Here is a 25,445-nt window from a genome sequence, read left to right on the forward strand (position 1 = left end):
GGAACCTATGAGTCAACTCCATCTAATCGATTATTTCGTCATCTTGATCTTTTTTGCCATGGTCTTTGCGATTGCCGCCTATTACGCCAAAAGAGCAGGCAAGGATACCGGTTCGTTTTTTCTTTCCGGCCGTAATCTCCCCTGGTACATAGCCGGCACAGCCATGGTCGCGACAACGTTCGCCGCGGATACGCCTTTGGCTGTAACCGAGCTGGTGGCGCGGAACGGCATCGCCGGCAATTGGTTGTGGTGGAACATGGCCATCGGCGCCGTCCTGACCGTCTTTTTCTTTGCCAAGCTTTGGCGGCGTGCCGGCATCATGACCGATGTGGAGCTGGTCGAGCTGCGTTACTCGGGACAAGCGGCGGCGGCGCTGCGCGGCTTTCGCGCTCTCTATCTCGGCTTGTTCATGAACGCGATCGTCATGGGCTGGGTCAATAAGGCAATGGAAAAGATCTTTCATGTCACCGTGCCGGGCGTCGATCCGTTCCTGCTGGTGGCGATTACGGCCTCCCTCATTGCCGTCTATGCGTCGGCTTCCGGTCTGCTCGGCACGGCGCGCACCGACAGCTTTCAGTTCGTTTTCGCCATGGCCGGCTGCATCATTTTGGCGGTCATCGTCATCAAGCTGCCCCACATCGGCAGCACCGTCGCCCTCAAGCAGCAGATCGCCCCGCAGGTGCTCGATTTTTTCCCCCGCATCGCTAAAACGAATCTTTCCGGCCTGACTGGAGGAGCCCTGGCCATGACGACCGGCGCCTTTATTGCCCACATCGGCCTGCAGTGGTGGTCGAGTTGGTATCCGGGCGCCGATCCGGGGGGCGGCGGTTACATTGCTCAGCGCATGATGTCGGCAAAGAATGAAAAGCACAGTCTTTTTGCCACCTTGTGGTTTACCATCGCTCACTATACGATCCGTCCCTGGCCGTGGATTTTGGTGGCGCTGAGTGCCCTGGTGCTGCTGCCGCGCGCCCAAAACGTTGAAGCTCTGCGTCAAGAAAATCCGGCGCTGTTTCAGCGGGTGGAACAGGTGCATCAAAGCGGCGGCCTGCAGAGCAATGTTGTCTACGGACCGGATTTTCTCAATTTTTATGAAAAGTACGAAAATACGGTGGACCCCGGCGTCATGTATCCGAAATTGATGCTGCGATACCTGCCTGCCGGTCTGCTCGGCCTGCTGATTGCCGTGTTCCTTGCCGCATATATGTCCACAATATCTTCTCAGCTCAACTGGGGAACTTCGTATCTTATCAATGACTTTTACAAGCGCTTTCTTAAAAAGAACGCCGACGAACAGCATTATGTGCGCGTCTCACGCCTTGGTATTGTGCTGATGGTGATCTTTTCTCTCATTGTTACCCGCCTACTGAACACCATTTCCGGGGCTTGGGAGTTTATCATAAATGCCAGCGCAGGCATGGGAGCCGTCCTGATCCTGCGCTGGTATTGGTGGCGCATCAACGCCTGGTCGGAGATTTCCGCCATGATCGCGCCGCTCATCATCTATCCGATCGCCCGTTTTAAATTCGGACTGCAGTCGCCGATCACTCTCTACCCTGTGGTGCTGGGAACCACCATCGTTTGGCTGGTCGTCACCTTTTTGACTCGTCCCACGGATAAGGACAAGCTGCACGAGTTTTACCGGCGCGTGCATCCCGGCGGTTGGGGTTGGCGAAAGATCGCCGCCGAACTGCCGGATGTCAAGAGCGACAGCGGCTACGGCCGCCTCTTTATCGATTGGCTGGCCGGAGTGATTATGGTTTATTCAGCTCTGTTCGGTATCGGCAAGCTCATTTTTGCCGAGTGGCTTGCCGCCGTCGGTTACCTGGCGCCTGGAGCCGTCGGCGCCTTGATCATTCAGCGGGATTTGAGCAAACGCTCGCTGGGTTTTTCGGAATGAGCAAAACCTTAAAAAGGGAGGCCCAAGATGATACGACTCTTGTTTCTTTTTCTGCTGCTTTTACCGATTTGTATAGTATGGGGAGACCAGAGTATGACCTTGAACTTCATGCCCGTTCCCGAGAAAGTAACGCTTGGCGAAGGGCGATTCGTTCTGCAGGAAGATTTTACCATGGCCGTTCGCGGCACCGACCATCCAAGGATCTATCGCGCCGCAACGCGGGCGCTGCGTCGTCTTTCCGATCGCACCGGTTTGTTTTTTCCGCAGGATTTCATTACGCCCGCTTCTCCCAAAACAGGCTCGATGGTGATCGAAGTCAAGCGCGTCGGCCAGGTCAAGCTGAAGGAAGACGAGAGCTACCAGTTGAATGTCAGTCCCTCGGCCATCGTCCTAAAGGCGGAAACCGATATCGGCGCCCTGCGGGGACTCGAGACCTTTCTCCAATTGTTGTCCGCGGATAAAAGCGGCTATTATTTCCCCAGCGTCACCATTCAGGACAAGCCGCGCTTTCCATGGCGGGGACTGCTGATCGACGTTTGCCGCCATTGGCAGCCGATGGAGGTCATCAAGCGCAACCTCGACGGTATGGCGGCGGTCAAGCTCAATGTCCTTCACCTGCATATTACCGAAGATCAAGGCTTTCGTATCGAGTGCAAGACGTTCCCCAAGCTGCACGAGTTGGGCTCCGACGGCAACTATTTCACTCATGAGCAGATCAAGGAGATCATTGCTTATGCAGCCGACCGCGGTATTCGGGTAATGCCAGAGTTCGACATCCCAGGCCATTCCACAAGTTGGTTCATCGGTTATCCCGAATACGCCTCTGCTCCGGGTCCGTACACTATCGAGCGGCGCTGGGGCATCATGGATCCCACGTTCAATCCGACGATCGAAAAAACTTATAAATTCTTTGATGCCTTTTTTAAAGAGATGAGCGCTCTGTTTCCGGACGAATATATTCACATCGGCGGCGATGAGAACAACGGCAAGCAGTGGGATGCCAATCCGCAGATCCAGGCGTTCATGAAGAAAAAAGGCATCAAGTCCAATCACGAGCTGCAGAGCTATTTTAACAAGAGAATTCTGGCGATATTGACCAAATACGGCAAAAAAATGGTCGGCTGGGATGAGATCCTGCAGCCTGATTCGCCCAAGGACATTGTCATTCAATCCTGGCGCGGTCGCGAATCGTTGATCCACGCCGCCCAAAACGGCTGGCAGGTGATCCTTTCCAACGGCTATTACATCGATTTGATGCAACCGACGACGGATCACTATTTCAACGATCCGATCACGGAGGATATGGGCCTGACGGTGGAGCAGGCGCAGTTCATTCTTGGAGGCGAGGCCACCATGTGGAGCGAGATGGTGACGCCGGAGAACATTGACTCGCGCATCTGGCCGCGCACCGCCGCCATCGCCGAGAGGCTGTGGTCGCCGGCGCACGTGCGCGATGCCGACGACATGTACCGCCGTCTGGAGGTGGTCAGCTTTCGCCTGGAAGAGCTGGGGCTGACGCATGAAAAGAATTACGAGATGATGCTGCGGCGCCTGACCAACAATCTGCCGACTGCACCGCTGCGCACGCTGGTGGATGTCGTCGAGCCGCTCAAATATTATCAGCGCGGCCGGTACCGCGATTTTACGCAATATTCACCCTACACGCGCGTCATGGATGCCGCGCGTCCCGATGCAGCCGTCGCCCGCGAGTTTCGGCAGCAGGTGGATAGATACTTGGCAGGCGGCGCCAAAGACGAACAGCTGCGCGACCAGATCGTCAAACAGCTGCAGAAATGGGAAAAGAACCATGAGCGCCTGCTGCCGATCATCGACGCCTCGCCGATTTTGCGCGAAATCGAACCGCTTTCGCGGCAACTGAGCGAATGCGCCGCCAGCGGCTTGCACCTGATGAAGGCGGTGGAGGGCAAATCAACGATTTCCGCCGATGACCGTGCCGCCATGGCCGCTCAATTCGAAGAGGCGAAAAAGCAGGTCGGCCAAGTCGAGCTGATGATCGTACCGGCATTGGAAAAGCTGCTGGCTTTTGCTGCTAAAGCCGAATAGATTGGAGTGAAGCGGCGTCGTCGATGGTTCGGCAACGCCGCTTTTTGCTATTCCACCACGATAATGTCGTATACGGCGAGGCGATCGAGCGTACAAACCGCTTTGCCGTCCTTGTAGAAAAAGCGCAAAGTGCGATTTTGCGGCTGAAGCGTCAGCCGTTTCGGCTTTTGGTCGAGCCGCAGAGTGACCGTCAAGGGACCGACGGGAGGAATCTCGTCATAAGCGTGAATCGTCGGCACGGCATGCGGTCCGGCAGTGTTGACGAGATGAATGCCGAGTTGATCCCCTTTGCACAGGACCGAAACGTCCACATACGTCGAGCCGGTGACCTGAACCAAGGGGTCGGGATAAAGTTCACGCACCAACTGTGCCAGAAACTGCCTTGCTGCAACGGAGGCCGTAAAGCGACAGCGCTCGCCCAGGTTAAGATAAACGGCCGCCAATTTTCCGCGACCGTAAGAGGCAATCGACGCCGCCGGTTTGCCCTCGCCTTCTTTATTCCAATAATGATAGTAGCGTCCGAACGGTTTCGCCATGGAACTCAGCTGCACATCCTGTGATAAGCTGTTGACCACGGCGATCCAGCCGTTTGCTTCCAAGCCGTTCTGCTTTATTGTCGGTTCGTCGAGCAGCTTGACCCGCAGTTCCGCTTCGAACAATTTTGCAGCCTTTGGGCCGATGACCAGCAGCTTTCCGCCCCGTTCGACATAGCTGAGCAGCATGCTCTTCATGTCCGGTGTAATGGTTTCCCATTCAGGCCAGATCAGTAGGGGATAGTCGTTGATGTTGCGGCTTAAGGTGTGGTCCATGACCACGTCCACAACCTGCTGCGAATCGAGCAGGCACTGCAGGATTCCCTGCAGATGGTCATGCGTCGGCCCGCTCATGCCGAAGAGGTTGGGATTGCGTCGATAAAAGGCTTCGGTATGAAGAATGAGGCCGATTTGCGGCACCGGTTGCCATCTATGACAGAAGAGTTGACGGGCGCGGCAAAACTTGGCCGTTTCTTTCGCCAAAGGAATAGTCCACTCATAGATGGAAGCATCGTTTCGCTGCTGCAGATACATTTGAAAGCCGCCGCCCTGAGCCAAAACTGCGGCTGCTTCCTGCATCATCTGCGTCGGCATTTTCACGACAAAGGCGTTGGCGTCGTTGCCGTTCCAGGAAAAGCCCCACGCCATGAGATCCCAGGGCAGGCCCTGCTGAGCCAGGATCCGCGCCTCCAGCCGCGCCCGATTGACGGCGTCGAGCGGCGTATAATCGCCGGAAAGATAGTCGACCGGAATCGTTACCTTTTCCGGCATAAAGGAGCTGTAGGCCCAATTGCTCGCGATCTGAAATTTGGGAAACGCTTTGTGGATTTCGGTGACATAATGGTAAAGATAATCGCGGAAAGCTTGTCGATGAAACTGCTGCCACTCGAACCAGTAGGGATCGGAAGAACGCCGCGGCGGTTCGACGTTGTATTTCTCTCTAAAAAGAGAGACGGCCTTTTCGCCGTAATCGGGCAAAATCCCCCAGTTCTCGCCGTCCACCCAAACGCCGTCCACGCCGTATTCTCCCGCCAGCTCTTTGAGCTGCGGAATGAGCAGGCTGTCGGCATAGGGACCGAACACGGAGGTGACCCATTTGCGGCGATCGCTGTCATTTTTGATCGCCCAATTCGGATGGAGTGCGCAGGCACGCTGATCAATGACGCCGGAATAGTGCATGTAGAGCGCCACGCCGTTGCGCGCCGTCACCTCGCGCCAGATGCGCAGCGGATCGCGAACGAATTTCCCAACCGAATTGCCGACCCGCGTCGGGTAGCTGGAATAGCCGGGATGGCCTTTGCAATCGATTTGGATAAAATCCGGTCGAACCTCATCGATCAGCCATTGGACCATTTCCGGCGTCACCCGCTCGCCGATCAGCGTATCGCGGGCTTCGGCATGAAAGTCGAAATGCAGACCGAAAAAGCTCTCGGCTCGGGTAAGCCGTACGGGCGACTGCGCCTGCAGGGCGGCCGCCGGCAAAATCAAACCGTATATCAACCATTTTCGCATAAGGTTTTCCTTTCTCTGCGTATGAGCGATAAGAAAAGAACGGCAAATCGCGGCAAAAAAGCAAGCTGATTTCCTGAGGATTGCTTTTCAACGAAGAATAATTAACGGGCGGACAAGACGCTCGTCGTTCGTTTGCAAGATGAGAAAATAGCATCCGCTGGGGACCTCAGCACCTGAATCGTTTTCTCCTGACCACTGCCAAGCATATTGACCGGCGCCTGCCGGGCCATTGAAAAAGTCGGTGATCGGATTGCCCATCATATTGTAGACCGTCGCGCGCAAAAAGGTCGGCTGCGGGAGATCGAGTACAATTGTGATGCGGCTGTTGAACGGATTGGGGAAAACATTGACGGAGAAGACGCGGGCTTGGTTTTGATGATCAATCCCTGTGAGTTGGCCGTCCATCCAGCGGCCGCGTTTGATCAGCCAGGTCTTTAGATAATCGATTTCTTCGGCATAGGTTTTTCCGACGAATGCATTCGGCCAGATGTACTGTCCCAAAATCGGCCAGCGCTGAAAATTTCTTTGTTGGGCTTCGGCAAGCGTATCAACGTAGGCATCGATCAGGCCGAGGATTCTCTCTTCCGCCAAAGGGCCCAGGCGGAGCTCCTGCCAACGCCGAGCAATCTTGACCTGTATTTGCGGCGATTCGTAAATGTTTTTCAGCCACGCCGGTATGCGGTCGCGCACGCGAATCTTTTCACCGAGCAGCCAACCCTCGGTGTTCATGCCGACAAAATAATCAGCATTCCCAAAGCCGAGATTGATGTCCCAGATCGGGCCGATCGTCAGTCGCCCGCCGCGACTGTCACGATCTTTATAAAAAAAGGTGCTGAAGGTGTAGGTGTCGATGTTGTTGGCCAATTCGGTGAGCAGATAATAATCGACGAATGCCTCGAGGTCAAAGAAGCGGTCGAGGTTCTCCTGCCAATCCCGCTGCATCATGGCTTTTTCAAAAGCTGTGACATAGTCGCGAATGTAGGATTTTTGCGTCGTCGTCAGCTCCTCGGGATCGGGGTCGTGATAGAGCCATTCGATTTCGCCTTTGTCGGAATAACGGAAGGGTGATTTCCATCCTTCGTTCTCTTCACCGGCGCGGCGATCGATTTTAACGATGTAGCCGCCGGTCAGAGCATCGCCGGCACTGTCTTCAGGATGAAGTTTGGCGATATTGACTCGGTTCTTATCCCGTTTTATTTTCTCGATCAACACATAAACGCCGCGATAGTCGCCGTTTAGAACCAGCTCGCAAAAGCGGGTGCGCGGCGCGTATCGCCCTATGTCGCGCGAAAGACGATAGGCAAGAACGTTGCGTATCAGCGACTTGTCGCTGTAAGGGGGATAAAGGATCCAATCGTTTTCCGGCGGCAGGCCGAGCAATGGCACATTATTGTTGCTGCCGTCGGGATTTTGCGTTTCAAAGCCGTACTGTTCTTTCGGCCATTTCTGCCACAAGCCGCTTGATCCGCGCAGCTCTATTGCAATGAGACCGTCATAGTGAGTAAAGGCGTCGCGGGAATGATTGATGCGGCCTGGACCGTTGTGGATAACGCCAAGATGGGCAATGATCCGCGGCGAATTGACGATTCTTTTGCCTTTCGTGTCGATCACCAGAATCGGTAAATTGGAGGAAAAATCAACCGCACGCAAAAGATCGGCAAAAGTAAAAACAAAGAGCACTCCTGCGATCGGTAAGGCCTGCTTCCACGTCGCCGGCAAAAGAGGTTGTCCAATCTTTGTTTTCATGAATACATCGGAAAACGGTGGATGAAAAAAATATTGATTTCTCGAGAAAAAATAATTAAATTATTTTAGAATTGAAGATATTACGGCTGTGCGGACGGCATATACCCCCGTACTTGCTGACCCCCCCTAGGTAAGTACAAATGCCGTTCGCCTTTAGAAAAGTCGACCCTCGCTGGTCGACACACCCAAAAGCGGATGATATCCCCCCGTACATGCTGACCCCCCCTAGGCGTGTACACTATCATCCGCTTTTTTTATTATCCTTTTGCTTTTTCAACCAGCTTTCAAGCAAACAGCAGGTCAAAAGCCGCCTCCGTTAAAGCCTGCCTAATGAATCCTTAAATTGTCGTCGACAGTTCCTTATTCGCTTTTCGAATTTTCCCAAACTGGAAATCAAGTTCAATACGCCTCTGTCTCGGCTGCAAAATAAACATAGGGTGAAACACTCTGTTTCAGCCTTTGCCTATGGGCAGAAAGCAGAGCGTCTCTCATTTCGGATCATAGGCTTTAAAGAGAATTGTTTTCAATGGATTGGCATTCGCTTTTTGACGTTTCTAATCAGCAACTATGCACTCATCCTGGATCTTTTAACCGCACGGTGCGCCTTAAAAAGAATAGCTGACAAAGGCTGCCCGCTTTCCATCCGGACTCCAGGAAGGAACGTTAATGGTTCCCTGGCCGCCGTAGAGGTAAGCGACCACTCTGATCGTCCCCGTCTCCAACGTCAAAAGGCGAAGCATGACATGCTGGTAATGGGGGTGTGACTGCGGATCGATGCTGGGCGGGTAGGATAAGAAAAGAATGTGTTTGCCGTCCGGCGAAGGATGCGGGAACCAATCGTTCCATTCGTCAAAAGTCAACTGCTCCTGGCCGCTGCCGTCGGGTTTCATGCGCCAGAGCTTCATTTTGCCGGTACGCGCCGAGTTGAAAAAGATCCACCGGCCGTCGTAGCTGTATTCCGAGCCGTCGTCGAGAGTCGGTTGATTGGTGAGTTGAATTTCTTTGCCGCCTTTGACCGAAATTTTATAAATGTCGTACTGACCGCCCCTTTCGGCTGTGTAGATCAGCCATTTGCCGTCCGGAGACCAACCGTGGAGATATGAGGGTGTATTAGCCGTCACGCGGCGCGGTTTGCCGCCTTGGATCGGCACGATAAAGATCGCCGAACCGCCGCCCGGCTCGCCCTCAACGTGATTGCTGATGCCGAGCAGCTTGCCGTCGAACGAGATGACGTGATCGTTGTTGTTGCGCACGGCAAAACCGGTGTCGATTTTTTCGATCTTTTGCGTCTCCAAATCGAACCGATAGAGCAGGCCGCGGCTGTTGTAGATGAGAGCCTTACCGTCGCGCGTCCAGTTGGGAGCTTCGAGCGGCTCGGGGGATTCGTATACGATCGTACGTAACCCGCTCTCGATCTCAAGGATTTCAAGTCGGCTGCCGCCATAGTCTTGGTAGGGGCGAAAGCCTGCGGGCGCCGGTACTTCGATGCGCACATTGCTGATCCGAGCCTGCTCGAACACATCCGCCTCATGCGAGCAAATAAACAACCCCACGTAGACGGTGTCTCCCATAGCGAGCTCGAGGCTGCCGGTCTCCTGCAGCGGCGTGCCGAAATGCGCAGCGCGCATCGTGATGCGGTCCCCATTGCGCTCGAGCTGCAGAACGTCGGGGGCAGTTATTTCGGCCTTGATTTCTTCGGTGTCGTCACCGAATGCTCTACGGAATTGCAGTGAGGTCAAGCCGTCGCCGTGCACCACGGCATCGGCATAGGGAGAGTCGGGTGTCAAAGCGGTTCGGATCATCCAGCCGGTCTTGCGATGCGCGTTGACGCCCTGGCCGATGAAGGCAAACCGCGCGGTCAGAATGAAATTGCCGCTCATTTTCTTCCAGACGAAATGAAACTCGTCTTCTCTAAACCACATATTGCGACCCGACCCGCCGATGATGAAGGTTTGGGTGACCGGATCGTAAACGGTCTGCCCTTTGAACCGGCAATTGCCGACGTCAACCGCCGAACTAAAGGGGCCTAATGTGCCCGATGACATGCTTCCTCCTGCCGAAATCAAGATGAAAAGCAAAAGGGAAGTAACTTTTTTCATAGGCTGACTCCATATTCTTCGTTAAAGCGCTGCAAAGACGGCAATAAAATTATTGTGACGCTTAAAATAACTAAAAGTAGTCGGCAATGCAATCACGTAAATTTCGCACGCGGCCGGTCACCTGGCAAAGATCAGTGCCACGCCGAAAACGGCGGCCAGCGTCCCGATCAAGCTGCGCCAAGTCGGCTTGCGCCCGTAAAATAGGAATTCGAGCGGGATAAGCATGATCGGCACGGTCGAAAGCAGAGTCGCGGCGACGCCCGCCTCGGTGTATTTGACCGCCACGATCGACAGCCACACTCCGAGATACGGACCCAAAAGAGCTCCGGCCAGAACGATCAGTGCCGCTTTCCGGTTTTTCAGCGTCGCCACAGCCGGTTTGGCTTGACGGGTTATGAGCGCAAACAGCCACATGACGATCGTTGCCGGCAGCATGCGTAAAAGCGTTGCCGAGAGCGCGTCCAGATCGCCGCTCAATCCCTGTTTGGCCAAGATGACGCCCAGTCCTTGTCCCAGGGCAGCGATCAATCCGAGAGCAACGCCCAGCGTCTTCGAGCCGCGATAAACCGCTTTATCGCGCGGATTCTTGATGACCCAGACAATGGCCAAAAAAGTGAGCACAATGCCGCTGACGGCAGTGGGACTCAGTTTTTCATTGAGAAATATCCAAGCGGTAATGGTGGTGATGGGCGGCGCCAAAGAGAGCAACAGAGTAGAGAGTTGAGGCCCGAGTATAACGATGGCATAGAACAGAGCGCCGTCTCCTAAAGCCAGGCCGACCAAGCCGCTCAGGCCGAGCATTTTCATGCTGTGCGGCGGGGCATCAAGCGGGATCAGCACCCCTCTTTGGGCATAAAGAGTGGCACTCAGAAAAATGCAGGCTAAAACGAGGCGCAACAGATTCGTCGGCAGGGCGCCGATTCGTTTTCCGGCGTTTTCGAACAGTAACGCTCCAAATCCCCAAAAAAAAGCCGCCGTTAAGGCGGCTGTCTCTCCCAAATAGGGCATTTCGCTCTTCCAGTGGCTTTATGGAGAGCGACGATACGAAAAAATTTCATGGAATGCAAGGCAAAGTTGCAAACGAAAGGCCCTCACAACAGACAACTTGTGAGGGCCTTTCCTGCAGCATCATTTGAGAAGGAGCATGCTCCTAAAATCCGTAAACTCGTCGGCTTCAAATCGACAGATGTATACGCCGGACGGAACGGGTTTTCCCTTCTGATCGAGGCCGTTCCAAACCACCTGATAAATGCCGCTGTCCTGCACACCATCGACCAGGGTGGTGACCCATTGGCCGTGCACGTTAAAGATCGACATAGTGACGGCAGCCTTTCGCGGCAGATGATAGGTGAGGGTGGTCGAAGGATTGAACGGATTGGGATAGTTTTGCTCCAATCGATAGCTTAGGATCGGTTTACCGCCTGGTGCCGTAATGGAGGCCGGGTCGACGGAAAGCGTAAGAGCGAGGTCAATGGTGCTGTTGGGATCAGCTGAGTCCACGGCGAGGCCTTGGGCGGGATCGGCGCTCGGGTAATAGCTTACTTGAAAAGCGGGGCGGGCGACCATCAGCCGATAGGAACCGCTGTCGAGGCCGGTCAATGCAAAACTTCCGTCCGCACCCGTCAAACAGGACTGTACGACATTATTGTTTGCATCGACCGCACAGACCATGGCTTGCTCCACGCCCTCGTTGCCGTCGTTGACCTCGCCGGCGAGAACGCCGCCCAGCGGCGTCTGCGGCACCTGCGCCGGCTGCAGGGCGATTTCTATGCCGTCACGGCGATTGGTACCGTCCAACTCAAAAACGACTGCTCGAGTCGGATTGTGGGTATCGTCATAGAACTCCCCGACATAGCCTCGCGCCCAAGCTGAGATAATATACTTCCCTCCCGCGATACCGACGATTTCGAAACCTCCTTCCGTATTCGTCACGCCGGTGTAATAGATGCGTGCCCATTGGGCAGCCGGACCCGTAAAGTTCTTGGGAAGCTTGGCGGGAAAAACCGTCACCAGCGCTTGAGGAATCGGCGCGCCGGTCGCCTCATCTATTACCGTACCGGTAACGATGCTTCCTGCGGCGGCGGGAACAGGTATTTTAAAGTCGATGTTCGGTGTCTCTTGTCCGGCCGTTACATGCACCACATCGGCAGACTGCGCCGGCTTGTCATCGAAATACTCGACATACCCGCCGAATCTCACGGCGATGTAATAGTCGCCTTCACAAACCGGATACAGGCGATAGGCGCCCGACTCATCGGTGGTGGTGACCAGTTGGGATAAATGTTTTAAAGAATTTTTCACATTTCCGCGTTTGGGGACTGCCTGCACAACGGCATTGGCGACCGGCTCATTGTTTCCCTCAAAAGTGACCCTGCCGCTGACTGCCCCATAATCCGTGCTTGTGTCGAGAACGAAATCAATGCCGCTGACGACTTGTCCTTCCGCTACTTGAATGGGCGTTGCATCCTTTAGCTGTGCGGCTCCGTCGTACCAGACGCCTTTAAGCTGCCGTGCATCTTTGATCCAAGCGCCGACGAAATAGACGCCGGCGCGCAGATTAGCCAGCTCATAGTTGCCTCCGGTATCGGTTTCAGCATAGCGCCGCAGCTTTGCCCAGGTCAAATCATCACTCTGATTCTGGTAAACGAAAGTGATGAACGCACCGGCTATCGGCATACCGGATGAATCGCGTACAGTACCGGTAATCTTGGCTGTGGGCTCGGCAAAGTTAAAGTCAATGCCGGAGGTCTCCTTTCCGGCCTGCACCGCAACCGGATCCGCATCCTTTGCCCGTGTTTTATTATTATAGAACAGAACATAATTAAAGCTGCCGATGCCGGCCTGCGCCATGACGCGAAATGTCCCTTCCGGTAGACCGGAAATCTTGTACTTGCCTTCTTCATCTGTGACGGCCGTCTGGCGAACAATATTGACGCCGGGAATGTCCAGAAGTGCAGGGCTGTTGTCGAAAGGCTGCGCCGAAACGACCGCTCCGGCCAGCGGCTTGCCCTCATCAGCTATCACCGTGCCGGAAATTGCACCGCCCTTGGCCAGCGGAAAATCGATATTCGGAACTTCTTGTCCTTTTACAATCACCGGTTTGGCTCTGACCATCGAATAGGCATTTTCGTAATACTCGGGCAAATAACCGTTGGCGTAAGCGGCAACCAAATAGGTGTCGTCCGGCATGTTGCTGATCTTGTAATTGCCGGATGCGTCAGAGACGGCGAAAAGATTCTTTTGCGCAAAAGGGCTCTTGCGGCTCAAAGCCACGATCCATGCGCCGGCAATCGGTGATCCGGTTTCCTCATCAGTAACGCGACCGGAAATGGCTCCGGCGCCGCCGGCAAGCTTTTTCAGGTTAAAGTCGATGCCGGTAACTGCGGCTCCGTCGGCAATGTGCACCGGATCAGCGTCCATCGGCGAACGGCCGTTGCGGTAGAACTGGATGTCGTAATTTTCGGCCGTGGCCACGACATAGTAATCGCCGGCATCCAGATGACGGAGCGTATATTCACCTTGATTGTCGCTGACCGACGTCTGGACCGCAACCCCCTCCTGGTTCACCGACCAGCAGAAAACCGTTGCGCCGCGAATGGGCTTGCCCCCGCTCTTGACCTTGCCGGAAATCGAGCCGCTGCCGTTTACCTGGAGAAGGGCGGGAGAAACGCCTTGGTCGTTCTCAGTGATCCACTGGCGAATCGCCAATTCCATGTTCAGCTGCAACGGATCAGCCGACAGGTACGGCTTGGCGGCGCCAACGGCAAGAGGTGAAACCCCCAAGACCCCTGCAAAAACAAGCAAGAGGATCAACACCTTTTTCATAACAACCTCCAAGAAAAAAGACTGAAAACTCTAAATGCAATGGATATGCCTAAAACAGATTTGCGGATCAAAATCTGGATAAGTTTGCACTTTTACCGTGGCTTTAACGATAGGCTAAGTCCATATATTCCAAGGTTTCCAACGTGATCAGCCGATCAACCGATGTCAAAAATGTAAGCCGCATTTCTTTTTAGCTATACTCGGCATTTTTTTCATTGCTAAACGAAAAAAATGCGCAGTCATAAAACAGTCTAAAGAAACAGCAGGCGGCAAATGGCCACGGCGGCGGCAATGCCTGCCGCATCCGCCGTCAATCCGACCGCCGCGGCGTAACGGGTGCGCTTGATGCCGACGGCGCCGAAATAGACGGCCAGTACATAAAAAGTCGTCTCCGTGCAGCCGTAAAGGGTCGAGGCGAGCAGGCCGATGAACGAGTCGGCGCCGTGGGTTTTAATTAACTCTGTGATGACGCCCAAGGATCCGCTGCCCGAAAGGGGGCGAAGCAGTGCGGCGGGCAATACTTCGGCCGGCATACCCAAGGCGTCGGTAATCGGCGAGAGCAGGTCGGCAAAGACCCGCATAGCGCCCGAAGACCGGAACAGAGCGACTGCCGCGAGAATCGCGGTGAGGAAAGGGATGATGCGCACCGCCGTCTGAAAGCCCTCTTTGGCGCCTTCGATAAACGCTTCATACACTTTGATCTTTTTCACCATGCCGATGAGCAGAATGAACAGAATCAACAAGGGGATCAGCGCATTCGAGAGGAGCTCGACCCCGCTGCGCAGGAACTGACGCAGGTGCAGCCTCTGTAAAAGCGGCAAGACCAACGTGTTGAATCCCCATACAACAACAACGGCCGCAAGGAGCTGGGCGGCGATTTGCATTAGGTTTTTGCGCGATCGACTGCGAGCCAGTTTTCCGTACCACTTGGCGGCGAGAATCGCCGTTAAAGTGGCAATAGTCGACGCGAAGATCGTCGGGCCGACCACGGCGGCCGGATCCGTAGACCCCAGACCGGCCCGCACACCGATGATGGTCATTGGTGCCAATGTGATTGCGGCCGTGTTAAGGCCGAGGAACAGGATCATGGCGTCGGAGGCGGTTTCGGGGTCGGGATTGAGCTCCTGCAAATGCTCCATGGCGCGGATGCCGAAAGGCGTAGCGGCGTTGCCGAGCCCCAACCAGCTCGCAGCCAAGTTCAGCGTCATGGCGCCGATCGCCGGATGGTCGGCGGGCACATCCGGAAAGAGTCGACGGCTGAGCGGCCGAAGCAGTCGCGCCAGCCCTTGAATCCAACCGGAGGCTTCGGCAATTTTCATCATGCCTAACCAAAAGCTCATGATGCCGATCAACCCCATGGCGGTGGATACTGCGGTGCCCACGGCATCGACGAGGCTGGGCATAAGAGCCGAAAGATTGCCGAAAACGACAGCTGCAGCCAACGAAATTGCGATCAAAAGGAACCAAATCCAATTCATCATTCTAAGCCGTCTCCTTTTCCTAATAAAAGCTAAGCTTTTTTAAATTAAAGACAAGCAAAATGAAAACCGATCCGTGGCGTTTATTTTTCAAAGGGCGACAAATCCTTTCTGCCGAGGCAAGGCTCATTCGCCCCCCTGGATGCTCCACGCCCCGTTTCGATAAAAGCTGGAAGTTTGATTCACGATTTTTTCTGCAGGCTGGATAGAAATGATTTGTCTTGCCGAAAAGATCAGAGAAATTATTTGGATTTTTGGGACGTCTTTGCTATTTTTTCCCGACTTTAGATTTTAATGGAGGATTTCAATGAAAGTCAAGGTCGATCCTGATCTGTGCACGGGTTGCGAGTTGTGCGTGGACACGGTGCCGGATGTTTTCCAGATGGGCGACGGCGTCGCGGTCGTCAAGAGCGCAACGGTTCCGGCCGGGTTGGAAGATGAGGTAAAAGAAGCGGCAGAGTCCTGCCCATCCGAAGCCATCATCATCGAATAAGTCCTTTTTAATGTCTTGCAGAAAATGGCCGATTAACAGTCGGCCATTTTTTTAATCATCTTTCCCGGCTTTTTTCCACTTGTCTCCCTTATCACCCTCGGCGGAGCAGAGAATGCATCGAAAGTATCGCTTGACGGCGTTGCTCGGTCTTTTGCTGCTGAGTTGCCGTGGCGGCGACCAAAGTGTAAAGGTGCTCAAAATTGCCCACGGCTTGAATGTCGATAATCCCGTGCATAAAGGCATGGTCTACATGGCAGCCCGCGCCTGGGAAAAGTCAAACGGCACCCTGCGCATCGACATCTATCCCAGCGAACAATTGGGGACGGAAAAAGAGTGCATCGAGCAGCTGCAGCTCGGCATCCTGTCGATGACCAAGGTTTCCAGCGCGGCATTGGAGAGCTTTGCTCCGCAGTTCAAAGTTTTCGCCCTGCCTTATCTCTTTCGCGATGATGATCACAAGTGGCGGGTTTATCGCAGTGAAATCGGCAGGAAACTGCTTTTGGCGGGCGAGTCGAAAGGCATGCGCGGCTTGTGCTATTACGATGCCGGGGCGCGCAGTTTCTACACCAAGCAGCGGCCGATCCTGCACCCTGATGATCTAAAAGGCCTTAAAATCCGCGTCCAATTGAGCCCCATGGCCATCCAGATGATCGATGTGCTCGGCGGTTCGGCAACCCCTATTCCGTGGGGTGAGCTCTATACCGCTCTGCAGCAGGGCGTGGTCGACGGCGCCGAGAACAACGCGCCCAGCCTTTATACATCGAGACATTATGAAGTCGCCAAATATTATAGTTTGGACGAGCATACGATGGTGCCGGACATTCTGCTGATCAGCACTTTGGTGTGGAACGATCTTTCGCCTTTTCATAAGCAAGTACTGCAGGAAGCGGCGGATGAATCGGTGGAATACCAGCGCCGGGTTTGGAAAGAGTTCGTTCAGGAAGCTATGGAAAAAATGAAAGCTGCAGGCCTGCAGGTTTATTATCCGGATAAGCGCCCATTCATGGAGCGGGCGCAGGCCATGTACCAAGCCTATGAGGGCACGGAAATCGGCGAGTTGGCGCGCCGTATCAGGGAGATTGAATGATCGGACCGAAAGTCAAAACAGTATTAGACCGTATTTTGGAACGGCTGGTTGCTGTCGTCATGGCCGTCCTTACGCTCGATGTAACGTGGCAGGTGGCGACGCGGTTCATCCTTAAGCATCCCAGTAATTGGACTGAAGAACTGGCGACGTTTCTCATGATTTGGGTCGGTCTGTTGGGAGCAGCTGTCGCTCTGCATCGTCGAGCCCATCTGGGCATCGACTATTTTGTCGGCCGTCTTTCCCCTTATTCAGCCGCCGTTGCCGAGGCTTTCGTTTATTTTGCCATTTTGCTTTTTGCCGTGTTCGTGTTTATTATCGGCGGGCTAAGGTTGGTGATCGTGACGTTCCGCTTCGGTCAGCTTACACCGGCTCTGCACATTCCGATGGGATTTGTCTATCTGGCCGTGCCGACATCCGGACTTTTCTTTGCCCTCTACAGTCTTGAATTTTTTCTGGGGGCAATGAAAAAGGTTAAAGCGGTTGTCGACAACTCAACATCGCTCAAGAGCTAAGGCTTGGAGCAGCACTATGGACCTGCCGCTTGTTCTTCTCATCGTCAGCTTTGTCGTTCTGCTCGTTCTCAACGTGCCGATCGCTTTTGCTATAGGCATCGCCTCGCTGCTCACTATTTTTGCCGTCGGCGGATTGCCGGCGTTTTTAACGGTGGCCTATACGATGACCACCGGCATCGACAGTTTTTCTCTTTTGGCGATTCCGTTTTTTATTTTGGCCGGCAATTTAATGGGACAGGGAGGAATTGCACGGCGTCTGATTGCTGCCGCCGAAACTTTGGTCGGTCGTCTGCCCGGCGGCTTGGCCTACGTCAACATTTTGACCTGCATGGCGTTCGGCGCCATTTCGGGCTCTGCCGCGGCCGCAGTCTCCAGCATCGGCGGTGCGATGGTGCCGCTGATGAACCGCGCCGGCTATGACCGCGAATTTAACGCCGCGGTCAGCATTACGGCCGCCACCACCGGACTTTTGATTCCGCCGAGCAACGTCATGATCGTCTATTCGTTAGCGGCAGGCGGTGCGGTTTCCGTGGCGGCGATCTTTATGGCCGGCATTCTGCCGGGTATTTTGGTCGGCCTGGGGCTCCTGATCACCGCCGCCGTCATGTCGGTCAAAAACAAATACGGCCGCGGCGGGCGGGTTTCGGCCCGTGAAGGGCTGCGGCGTCTGGCCGAAGCGTTGCCGCCTTTATCGCTGATCGTCCTGGTCCTGGGCGGCATCCTCAGCGGTGTGTTCACCGCGACGGAAGCTTCGGCGATCGCCGTTCTTTATGCGCTTTTGCTCTCCGTCGTCGTTTATCGCGAAGTGAAGGTGCGCGACCTTCCGGCCATTCTGCTGCAGTCCGGAGTTACGACCTCGGTCGTCTTTTTGCTGATCGGCGCCTCGATGTGCATGTCATACGTGCTGGCGCATCAAAACATCCCGCAGCAGATCAGCGCCGCGCTCCTCGGCGTCTCGAAGGATCCGGCGGTGATTCTGATCATCATCAATTTGCTGCTGTTGTTCGTCGGCACGTTTATGGATATGACGCCGGCGGTTCTCATCTTTACGCCGATTTTTCTGCCGGTAGTGACCAAGCTCGGCGTCGACCCGGTGCATTTCGGCATCATCATGATCACCAACCTCTGCATCGGCATCTGCACGCCGCCGGTAGGCGCCTGCCTGTTCGTCGGTTGCGGCATTGCCGAAACCACCATCTCCAAAGTCATGCGGCCGATTCTGCCGTTCTTTTTGTCGATGATCATCACCCTTTTTGTCATTACTTTTGTACCCCAATTGTCTTTGGCGTTGCCCAAAATGCTGCATTTGTTAAAGTGACGGGGATTCCGAACAATATGAGTTACCTGGAAGAACTTTATAGCCTGGAGAACCGGACCGCTGTCGTCATCGGCGGCGGGGGAGTGCTGGCCGGCGCCATGGCCGTCGGACTTGCCAAGGCCGGTGCGGATATCGCGGTTTTCGACTTGAACGGCGAGAACGCGGAAAAGACGGCGGCTGAAGCGGCTGCTCAGGGTGTGCGCTCGATGGCCGTACCCGGCAACGCCGCCTCGAAAGCCGACCTCGAACGCTGTCTGGAACAGGTGTGCAGAACATTGTCTCCGCCGAGCATCCTCATCAATGCGGCCGGAATCAACTCGGCCACACCCTTTTTTGAAATTTCCGAAGAGGAATACGACCGCATCATGAGCGTGAATCTCAAAAGCATGTTTCTCGCCTGTCAGGTTTTCGGCAGAAAAATGATTGCGGAAGGCCGAGGCGGCAGCATTATCAACATTTCCTCCGCCTCTTCGGGCCCGCCGTTGTCCAAAGTCTTTACTTACAGTCTCAGCAAGGCGGGTGTCAACAATTTGACGCAGTGGCTGGCGCGCGAATGGGCGCCCTACCGCATTCGCGTCAATGCCGTGGCGCCGGGCTTTTTCCCCGCTGAACAAAATCGGAAAATATTGACGCAGGAGCGCATCGCCGACATCATGCGGCATACGCCCATGGCGCGATTCGGTGAACCGGACGAGTTGATCGGTGCCGTGATTTGGCTGGCTTCCGACCGCGCCGCCTCATTCGTCACCGGCGCGCTTATTCGCGTCGACGGCGGCTTCTCGGCCATGACAATATGATATGGAGAAAGGACGATGAGACGGTTTGCACTTGTTGCAGCGCTCTTATTAGCCGCCTGTACACTGCAGCGGATCGACTGGCAAACCGGTACATTGCAAAGGGTCATCGATCTGGCGCAAAAGCGGCAGAAGCCGATTCTCGTCTATTTTTCCTCGCCGACCTGCACCGTCTGCCGCTTTTTGGAAAAGAGCGTTTTTCAGGATCGCCGAGCCGTCAAAATGATTCGCCGGCAATATGTGCCCTTTCGCGTCGTCAAAGGCGTGGGCGAGGGAGATCGCCTGATCGAGTTCTTTCAAATTTCCGCGTTTCCGACGCTGGTCGTAATGGGTGTCGATGCGCGCGAGCGCGATCGCATCATTGGTTTCAACGGCGAAAATGCCGCCCTCATCGAAACGCTTGCAGATTGGGCGGTCGATCGCCATACGCTGCTTTCCTATTTGCGCCGTTTCAGCGAGGATACGACCGACGTCGAATGGGCCTATCGCATTGCCGAGCGCTATCAAAAGCGCGGTCAGGACGAGTTGGCGGCGCATTTCTTTGCCCGCGTTCGCCGATTGGATCCGCAAAACCGGTCGGGATATAAGCCTGCCGCCGATTTCTATGCAGCGCTGTTTGACTTTCGCCGCCAAAGAACCGATTCTATACTGACCGCCGTTCTTCGTCAGGAAACCGACGCCGACCGCCTGCTGCTCGGATACCGCAGCCTGATCAGCGCCGAGGAAGGTCGGGCGCTTTCGGGCGATGCCGCGGCGGCCGATAGAGCAATTTCGCTTTATCAGGAGGCGCTGCACCGCCTTCCTGATTCCGTATTGTTGCTGAACGCCTGCGCCTGGTTTATTCATCAGATCAATTCACCGGAATACAGGGATTGGGGAATTCGTTTGGCGGAACGCGCCGCTTCGCTGGCACCGAACAGCGAGGAAATCTGGGACACATTGGCATGGTTATATCATGATGCCGGCCGTTATGAGGATGCCATTGCCGCGATGAAACGGGCGGCAAGGCTGAATCCCAAGGCCGAGTACTATAAACAAGCCCTGCAGCAAATGCAGAGAGCTGCGGGAAGGTGATGCCGAAAGGATGGAAAAAGAAACGTTGAGGAGATCAATATGGGAGATTATGATATCGGATTGATCGGCTTGGCCGTGATGGGCGAGAATTTGATTCTGAATATGGAGCGGAACGGCTTCAAAGTCGCCTGCTACAACCGCACCACCTCCAAAGTCGATGCCTTTATCAACGGCCGCGCCAAGGGCAAGAACATCAAAGGGTGTTATTCGGTCAAAGAGCTGGTCGACAGCCTTAAACGGCCGCGCAAAGTGATGCTGATGGTCAAGGCCGGGCAGGCGGTCGATGATTTCATCGAGCAACTCCTGCCGCATCTGGAGCCCGGAGACGTCATCATCGACGGCGGCAACACCCATTTTCCGGATACCATTCGCCGCACCGCTTATGTCGAGTCAAAGGGTCTGCTGTACATCGGCACCGGCGTCTCGGGCGGTGAGGAAGGCGCGCTGTGGGGGCCGTCGATCATGCCGGGCGGTTCGCCGGCTGCCTGGCCGCTGGTCAAGCCGATCTTTCAGGCCATTGCCGCCAAAGTGGAGAACAATGTTCCATGCTGCGACTGGGTCGGCGAAAACGGCGCCGGTCACTTTGTCAAAATGGTGCACAACGGCATCGAATACGGCGACATGCAGCTGATCAGTGAGACTTACCACCTGATGCGGGCCGTCGGCATGAGCAACGAAGAGATGCATCAGGTGTTTGCGCGCTGGAACGAGGGCAAGCTCGACAGCTATCTCATACAGATCACACGCGACATCCTGGCCTACAAGGACGAGGAGGGCAACTATACCCTTGACTTGATTCTCGACGCTGCGGGACAAAAAGGCACCGGCAAATGGACGGCCATCGAGGCGCTCAATCAGGGTCAGCCGCTGACTTTGATCGGCGAGGCGGTTTTTGCCCGCTGTCTCTCCGCTTTGAAAGAAGAGCGTATGGAAGCCGCCAAGCACCTCGCCGCCGGTGTTGCTACGTTTCAGGTCGATAAAAAGCAGTGGATCAACGACCTCGAGCAGGCGCTCTATGCTTCCAAGATCGTCAGCTATGCCCAGGGCTATCAGCTCATGCGCGCCGCCGCTCAAGAGTACGGTTGGAATCTCAATTATGGCGGCATTGCGCTCATGTGGCGCGGCGGCTGCATCATCCGATCGGTCTTTTTGGGCCGCATCAAAGAGGCGTTCGACCGCAATCCGCAGTTGGTCAATCTGTTGCTCGATCCTTTCTTTAAAGACGAAATCGCCGCGGCTCTGCCTTCCTGGCGGCGCGTCCTAAAAACTGCCGTTGATTTGGGCGTACCGGTTCCGGCAATCAGCTCGGCGTTGGCTTATTACGACGGCTATCGCTGCGAACGTCTGCCGGCCAACCTGATTCAGGCGCAGCGCGACTATTTCGGCGCGCACATGTACGAACGCATCGATCGACCGCGCGGCGAGTTTTTCCATACCAACTGGACCGGCCGCGGCGGTACGACGGCATCTACTGCTTATACGGTTTAAGGAAAAGGAACCAGTCTGTGGTCATCGGCACCGGTTCACCGGATACTCTTCTTGCGGAATCGCAGGTCGAAGAAATCTGCCGCCGAGCGTTCGACAATCAACGGCTCGACGGCAAGCGGCTGCTGTTCATCGTCCCCGATCATACGCGCAGCGCGCCGATGGATATGATCTTTCGGGTGATCTATCGCCTGCTGGCCGATCGGGCGGCGGCGTTGGACTTTCTCATCGCTTTAGGCACGCATCCGCCGATGAGCGAAGAGATGATCGCCCGCCGGTTCGGCATTACGCCGCAGCAGCGGCAAAGCGAGTTCTCCAAAGCCCGCTTCTTCAACCATCGTTGGGATGATCCGCAGCGGCTCGTCACTATCGGTATCTTGGATGAAGAAGAGGTGGAAATGCTCAGCGGCGGCCGCCTGCGTCAAAAGGTCACCGTGACGATCAATCGCCGAATTCTCGATTATGATCGTCTGATCATCGTCGGGCCGACCTTCCCGCACGAGGTCGTCGGCTTTTCCGGCGGCAACAAGTATCTGTTCCCCGGCATAGCCGGAGCCGAGATCATCGACATGTTCCATTGGCTCGGCGCTTTGATCACCAATATGGAGATCATCGGCGTCAAATACACGCCGGTGCGCGACGTCATCGACCGCGCCGCCTCCATGGTGCCGATCGAGCGGTACTGCATGAGTCTGGTCGTCAAGGACGACGGTTTGGCCGGACTCTTTCTCGGGCCGCCGGAAGAGGCCTGGGCGGCGGCCGCCGATTTGTCGGCAAAAGTGCACATTGTTTACAAAGACAAGCCGTTTCACCGCATTTTAGCCTGCGCACCGGCCATGTACGAAGACCTGTGGACCGGCGGCAAGTGCATGTACAAACTGGAACCGGTGGCGGCGGACGGCGCCGAGCTGATCATTTATGCACCTCACATTTCCGAAGTCTCGGTAACGCACGGTTTTTGGCTGGAACGCATCGGCTATCACGTGCGCGACTATTTTCTCAAGCAGATGAATCAGTTTGCCGACGTGCCCGGAGGCGTCATGGCGCATTCGACGCATGTGAAGGGGGCCGGGACGTTCGAAAACGGCATCGAAAAGCCGCGCATTCGCGTGGTTCTGGCCACGTCGATTCCACCGGATGTGTGCGATCGCATCAACTTGGAGTATCGTGACCCGCGCACCATCAGGGTGGATGAATGGATGAATCGTGAAGAAGAAGGCGTGCTTTATGTTCCTCATGCCGGTGAAAAACTGTATCGATTAAAAAGCGCAAAAGGTGAATCATTATCATAGGAGGCAAAGCGTTCATGGCAAGGTTCAAAAATGTTGTGGTGGCGCAGTCGGGCGGACCCTCGCCGGTGATCAACAACACGGTGCGGGGGATTATCGACACTTGCCGTATGTTTCCCGATCATTTCGATAAAATCTATGCCGCATGGCACGGCATTGAGGGCGTGCTCAAGGAAGAGCTGCTCGATCTCTCGGCGCAAAAGGATGAAGAGATTGCGCTATTGCGCACCACGCCGGCTGCGGGCGCCATCGGCACTTGCCGTTACAAAGTCAAATCCTCACAAACCGAAGATTTCCAGCGCATCATCGAAGTTTTTAAAGCGCACAAGATCGGCTATTTCATCTATATCGGCGGCAACGATTCGATGGATACCGCCAACAAGATCGCCAATCTGGCGCATCAAAGCGGCCTCGATCTGATCGTCGTCGGCGGCGCTAAAACGATAGACAACGACGTCGGCGATTCCGAGTTCAAGCTGGTGGATCACACGCCGGGCTACGGCTCTACTGCCCGTTACTGGGCGATGAACATTCAGAACGCCAACGAGGAGAACCTGGGCTCCAGCCCGTCGGATCCGGTACTGGTGATCCAGGTGATGGGGCGCAAAATCGGCTTTATACCGGCTGCGGCGCGGCTGGCCGATCCAAAGCGCGAAATGCCGCTACAGATCTATATGCCGGAGTCGGGCGTCACGCTCGAGGAGCTGGCGGATCACGTCAACGATGAGCTCAAGCGCAGCGGCCGCTGCATCGTGGTGGTGTCGGAGGGATTCGATGCCGGCGACGTCGGGGCTCGGCGCGACGCCTTTGGTCATATCGAATACGGCGCCAGCGAGTCCAGCGTGCAGCAGATTATCGTCAACTATTTGAACCAAGTTGGATTAAAGGCGCGCGGCAAGGCGCGCGGCCAGGTGGTCGGTACCGATCAGCGCAGCACTGCGGTTTACGCCTCGACCGTCGACCTCGAAGAGGCCTACAAAGTGGGGCAAAACTGCGTGGTGATTGCCGTTGAAAAAGGCTCCGGCTATATGTCCACGATCTTGCGCCGCCCGGGCATCATCTACAGCGTCGATTATGCGCATGTGCCGCTGGAGGCTGTGGCCAATTCTGAGCGCTGTTTTCCGAAAGAATGGATCGCCCCCAGCCGCATCGACGTGACCGACGATTTCGTGCGCTACGCCAAGCCGCTGATCGGCGACGACTGGGTGAGCGTGCCGGTCATCAACGGCATCCAACGGTTGGCGCGCTTTGAAAAGATCTTTGCGCCGCAGCTTTTGCCGCCCTATGTGCCGCAAGCGTATCGATAAGATGAGGCAAGGAAAGGAATCTGAACAATGGACCCCGCACAGGAGCTGAAAGAGCTGCAGCCGCGTTATGAGTTCCTCGTCGCCATCGATTCCGACGGCTGCGCCTTTGACACGATGGAGATCAAGCACAAAGAGTGCTTTATCCCTCAATTCATCAAGTATTTCGATCTTCAGCCGGTCGCCAAATACGCCCGCGAGGCGGCCGAGTTTACCAACTTGTATTCCAAATGGCGCGGCGCCAACCGCTTTATTTCCTATGTGCTGGCGCTCGATCTGCTCGAAGAGCGGCCGGAGGTAAAGGCGCGGCAAGCCGTTATCCCAAAAGTTCCAGGGCTGCGCGCCTGGATGGAGCGGGAGACAAAACTGGGCAATCCGGCGCTCAAGGCTGAGGTGGAACGGACCGGCGACCCCGATCTCAAGCGGGCGCTCGACTGGTCGATCGCTGTCAACGAGGCAGTCGCCGACATTGTCCGCAACGTGCCGCCCTTTCCGCTGGTGCGCGAAAGCCTGGAAAAGCTCTCGCAGTGGGCGGACATTATCGTCGTTTCGGCAACGCCGCATGAGGCGCTCGACCGCGAATGGGAGGAGCACGACCTGAAACGCTATGTCCGTTTCATCGGCGGGCAAGAGATCGGCTCCAAAAAGGAGATGATCGAGTTGGCGCTGAACGGCAAATATGATCCCCGGAAGGCGTTGATGATCGGCGATGCGCCCGGCGATCAAAAGGCCTCCAAAGCCAACGGGATTCTCTTTTTCCCGATCAATCCGGGCGCCGAGGAGAAATCGTGGGAGCGGTTTTACCGCGAGGCTTTGGAGCGATTCCATAAAAGCGAATTTGCCGGCGCCTATGAAGAAGCGCTGATCGCTGAATTCGAACGGCTGCTTCCCGATACGCCGCCGTGGAAGCGGTGAGTCGCTTCTTGGTCAAA

General features: G+C 55.4%; 18 protein-coding genes and 1 pseudogene. 12 read left to right on the plus strand and 7 right to left on the minus strand.

Features of this window, described 5'->3' with window-relative positions:
* Window positions 1-7 precede the first annotated feature (7 nt).
* Both ONB24_01315 and ONB24_01320 read left to right on the plus strand, forming a co-directional pair.
* A complete protein-coding gene (locus ONB24_01315; protein ID MDZ7314740.1) occupies window positions 8-1,900 on the plus strand; it encodes a Na+:solute symporter in 1,893 nt (630 codons plus the stop codon).
* A 93-nt stretch (window positions 1,901-1,993) separates the two neighbouring features.
* On the plus strand, window positions 1,994-3,964 hold the full coding sequence (locus tag ONB24_01320; GenBank protein ID MDZ7314741.1) for a family 20 glycosylhydrolase: 1,971 nt from the start codon (window positions 1,994-1,996) through the stop codon (window positions 3,962-3,964).
* A gap of 47 nt (window positions 3,965-4,011) precedes the next feature.
* Here ONB24_01320 and ONB24_01325 read toward each other — a convergent pair whose 3' ends face one another.
* The 7 genes and pseudogenes from ONB24_01325 to ONB24_01355 all read right to left on the minus strand — a co-directional run bounded on the left by ONB24_01325 (window position 4,012) and on the right by ONB24_01355 (window position 15,037).
* On the minus strand, window positions 4,012-6,009 hold the full coding sequence (locus ONB24_01325; protein ID MDZ7314742.1) for a hypothetical protein: 1,998 nt from the start codon (window positions 6,007-6,009) through the stop codon (window positions 4,012-4,014).
* Between the two features lie 87 nt (window positions 6,010-6,096).
* A complete protein-coding gene (locus ONB24_01330) occupies window positions 6,097-7,755 on the minus strand; it encodes a CotH kinase family protein (GenBank protein MDZ7314743.1) in 1,659 nt (552 codons plus the stop codon).
* 605 nt (window positions 7,756-8,360) lie between these two features.
* Window positions 8,361-9,800, minus strand: coding sequence for a biopolymer transporter TolR (locus tag ONB24_01335; protein ID MDZ7314744.1), 1,440 nt, complete (start codon window positions 9,798-9,800; stop codon window positions 8,361-8,363).
* Window positions 9,801-9,971: 171 nt separating this feature from the next.
* The gene (locus ONB24_01340; protein ID MDZ7314745.1) at window positions 9,972-10,862 is read right to left on the minus strand and encodes a DMT family transporter; all 891 of its coding nucleotides are present in this window, start codon (window positions 10,860-10,862) and stop codon (window positions 9,972-9,974) included.
* Window positions 10,863-10,982: 120 nt separating this feature from the next.
* Window positions 10,983-13,679 (minus strand): carboxypeptidase regulatory-like domain-containing protein, encoded by a 2,697-nt coding sequence (locus ONB24_01345; protein ID MDZ7314746.1) that lies wholly within the window; start codon window positions 13,677-13,679, stop codon window positions 10,983-10,985.
* Between the two features lie 251 nt (window positions 13,680-13,930).
* Complete coding sequence (locus tag ONB24_01350; protein ID MDZ7314747.1) at window positions 13,931-14,464, minus strand: spore maturation protein; 534 nt, start codon at window positions 14,462-14,464, stop codon at window positions 13,931-13,933.
* Between the two features lie 264 nt (window positions 14,465-14,728).
* Window positions 14,729-15,037 (minus strand): annotated as a pseudogene (locus ONB24_01355) (spore maturation protein).
* Window positions 15,038-15,464: 427 nt separating this feature from the next.
* Here ONB24_01355 and ONB24_01360 point away from each other — a divergent pair.
* The 10 genes from ONB24_01360 (at window position 15,465) to ONB24_01405 (ending at window position 25,428) form a co-directional block, all read left to right on the plus strand.
* Window positions 15,465-15,650 carry a ferredoxin gene (locus tag ONB24_01360; protein MDZ7314748.1) on the plus strand — a complete coding sequence of 62 codons (186 nt, stop codon included), beginning with the start codon at window positions 15,465-15,467 and terminating at the stop codon, window positions 15,648-15,650.
* Window positions 15,651-15,762: 112 nt separating this feature from the next.
* Window positions 15,763-16,737 carry a TRAP transporter substrate-binding protein gene (locus ONB24_01365; protein MDZ7314749.1) on the plus strand — a complete coding sequence of 325 codons (975 nt, stop codon included), beginning with the start codon at window positions 15,763-15,765 and terminating at the stop codon, window positions 16,735-16,737.
* A complete protein-coding gene (locus ONB24_01370) occupies window positions 16,734-17,249 on the plus strand; it encodes a TRAP transporter small permease (protein MDZ7314750.1) in 516 nt (171 codons plus the stop codon). The genes ONB24_01365 and ONB24_01370 overlap by 4 nt, the downstream gene beginning before the upstream one ends.
* A 16-nt stretch (window positions 17,250-17,265) precedes the next feature.
* Window positions 17,266-18,567 carry a TRAP transporter large permease gene (locus tag ONB24_01375; protein ID MDZ7314751.1) on the plus strand — a complete coding sequence of 434 codons (1,302 nt, stop codon included), beginning with the start codon at window positions 17,266-17,268 and terminating at the stop codon, window positions 18,565-18,567.
* Between the two features lie 17 nt (window positions 18,568-18,584).
* Window positions 18,585-19,364, plus strand: coding sequence for an SDR family oxidoreductase (locus ONB24_01380; protein MDZ7314752.1), 780 nt, complete (start codon window positions 18,585-18,587; stop codon window positions 19,362-19,364).
* A gap of 15 nt (window positions 19,365-19,379) precedes the next feature.
* Window positions 19,380-20,435: a tetratricopeptide repeat protein gene (locus ONB24_01385; protein ID MDZ7314753.1), complete on the plus strand. Its 1,056-nt coding sequence runs from the start codon at window positions 19,380-19,382 to the stop codon at window positions 20,433-20,435.
* 39 nt (window positions 20,436-20,474) lie between these two features.
* The gene (gene gnd, locus ONB24_01390; GenBank protein ID MDZ7314754.1) at window positions 20,475-21,923 is read left to right on the plus strand and encodes a decarboxylating NADP(+)-dependent phosphogluconate dehydrogenase; all 1,449 of its coding nucleotides are present in this window, start codon (window positions 20,475-20,477) and stop codon (window positions 21,921-21,923) included.
* Between the two features lie 17 nt (window positions 21,924-21,940).
* A complete protein-coding gene (locus ONB24_01395) occupies window positions 21,941-23,212 on the plus strand; it encodes a lactate racemase domain-containing protein (protein MDZ7314755.1) in 1,272 nt (423 codons plus the stop codon).
* A 14-nt stretch (window positions 23,213-23,226) separates the two neighbouring features.
* Window positions 23,227-24,516, plus strand: a complete 1,290-nt coding sequence (locus ONB24_01400; GenBank protein ID MDZ7314756.1) for a diphosphate--fructose-6-phosphate 1-phosphotransferase — start codon at window positions 23,227-23,229, stop codon at window positions 24,514-24,516.
* A 27-nt stretch (window positions 24,517-24,543) separates the two neighbouring features.
* Complete coding sequence (locus tag ONB24_01405; GenBank protein MDZ7314757.1) at window positions 24,544-25,428, plus strand: HAD family hydrolase; 885 nt, start codon at window positions 24,544-24,546, stop codon at window positions 25,426-25,428.
* Window positions 25,429-25,445 lie beyond the last annotated feature (17 nt).

The organism is candidate division KSB1 bacterium, from assembly GCA_034505495.1.
GTDB lineage: Bacteria > Zhuqueibacterota > Zhuqueibacteria > Residuimicrobiales > Krinioviventaceae > Fontimicrobium_A.

What these genes read in the sequence shown, in the direction of transcription:
- ONB24_01360 (MDZ7314748.1), top strand. Translation starts at nt 15,465, where the DNA reads ATGAAAGTCAAGGTCGATCCTGATCTGTGCACGGGTTGCGAGTTGTGC.
- ONB24_01335 (MDZ7314744.1), bottom strand. Translation starts at nt 9,800, where the DNA reads ATGTCATCGGGCACATTAGGCCCCTTTAGTTCGGCGGTTGACGTCGGC.
- ONB24_01340 (MDZ7314745.1), bottom strand. Translation starts at nt 10,862, where the DNA reads ATGCCCTATTTGGGAGAGACAGCCGCCTTAACGGCGGCTTTTTTTTGG.
- ONB24_01375 (MDZ7314751.1), top strand. Translation starts at nt 17,266, where the DNA reads ATGGACCTGCCGCTTGTTCTTCTCATCGTCAGCTTTGTCGTTCTGCTC.
- ONB24_01380 (MDZ7314752.1), top strand. Translation starts at nt 18,585, where the DNA reads ATGAGTTACCTGGAAGAACTTTATAGCCTGGAGAACCGGACCGCTGTC.
- ONB24_01320 (MDZ7314741.1), top strand. Translation starts at nt 1,994, where the DNA reads ATGACCTTGAACTTCATGCCCGTTCCCGAGAAAGTAACGCTTGGCGAA.
- ONB24_01330 (MDZ7314743.1), bottom strand. Translation starts at nt 7,755, where the DNA reads ATGAAAACAAAGATTGGACAACCTCTTTTGCCGGCGACGTGGAAGCAG.
- ONB24_01315 (MDZ7314740.1), top strand. Translation starts at nt 8, where the DNA reads ATGAGTCAACTCCATCTAATCGATTATTTCGTCATCTTGATCTTTTTT.
- ONB24_01385 (MDZ7314753.1), top strand. Translation starts at nt 19,380, where the DNA reads ATGAGACGGTTTGCACTTGTTGCAGCGCTCTTATTAGCCGCCTGTACA.
- ONB24_01370 (MDZ7314750.1), top strand. Translation starts at nt 16,734, where the DNA reads ATGATCGGACCGAAAGTCAAAACAGTATTAGACCGTATTTTGGAACGG.
- ONB24_01345 (MDZ7314746.1), bottom strand. Translation starts at nt 13,679, where the DNA reads ATGAAAAAGGTGTTGATCCTCTTGCTTGTTTTTGCAGGGGTCTTGGGG.
- ONB24_01405 (MDZ7314757.1), top strand. Translation starts at nt 24,544, where the DNA reads ATGGACCCCGCACAGGAGCTGAAAGAGCTGCAGCCGCGTTATGAGTTC.
- gnd (MDZ7314754.1), top strand. Translation starts at nt 20,475, where the DNA reads ATGGGAGATTATGATATCGGATTGATCGGCTTGGCCGTGATGGGCGAG.
- ONB24_01325 (MDZ7314742.1), bottom strand. Translation starts at nt 6,009, where the DNA reads ATGCGAAAATGGTTGATATACGGTTTGATTTTGCCGGCGGCCGCCCTG.
- ONB24_01365 (MDZ7314749.1), top strand. Translation starts at nt 15,763, where the DNA reads ATGCATCGAAAGTATCGCTTGACGGCGTTGCTCGGTCTTTTGCTGCTG.
- ONB24_01400 (MDZ7314756.1), top strand. Translation starts at nt 23,227, where the DNA reads ATGGCAAGGTTCAAAAATGTTGTGGTGGCGCAGTCGGGCGGACCCTCG.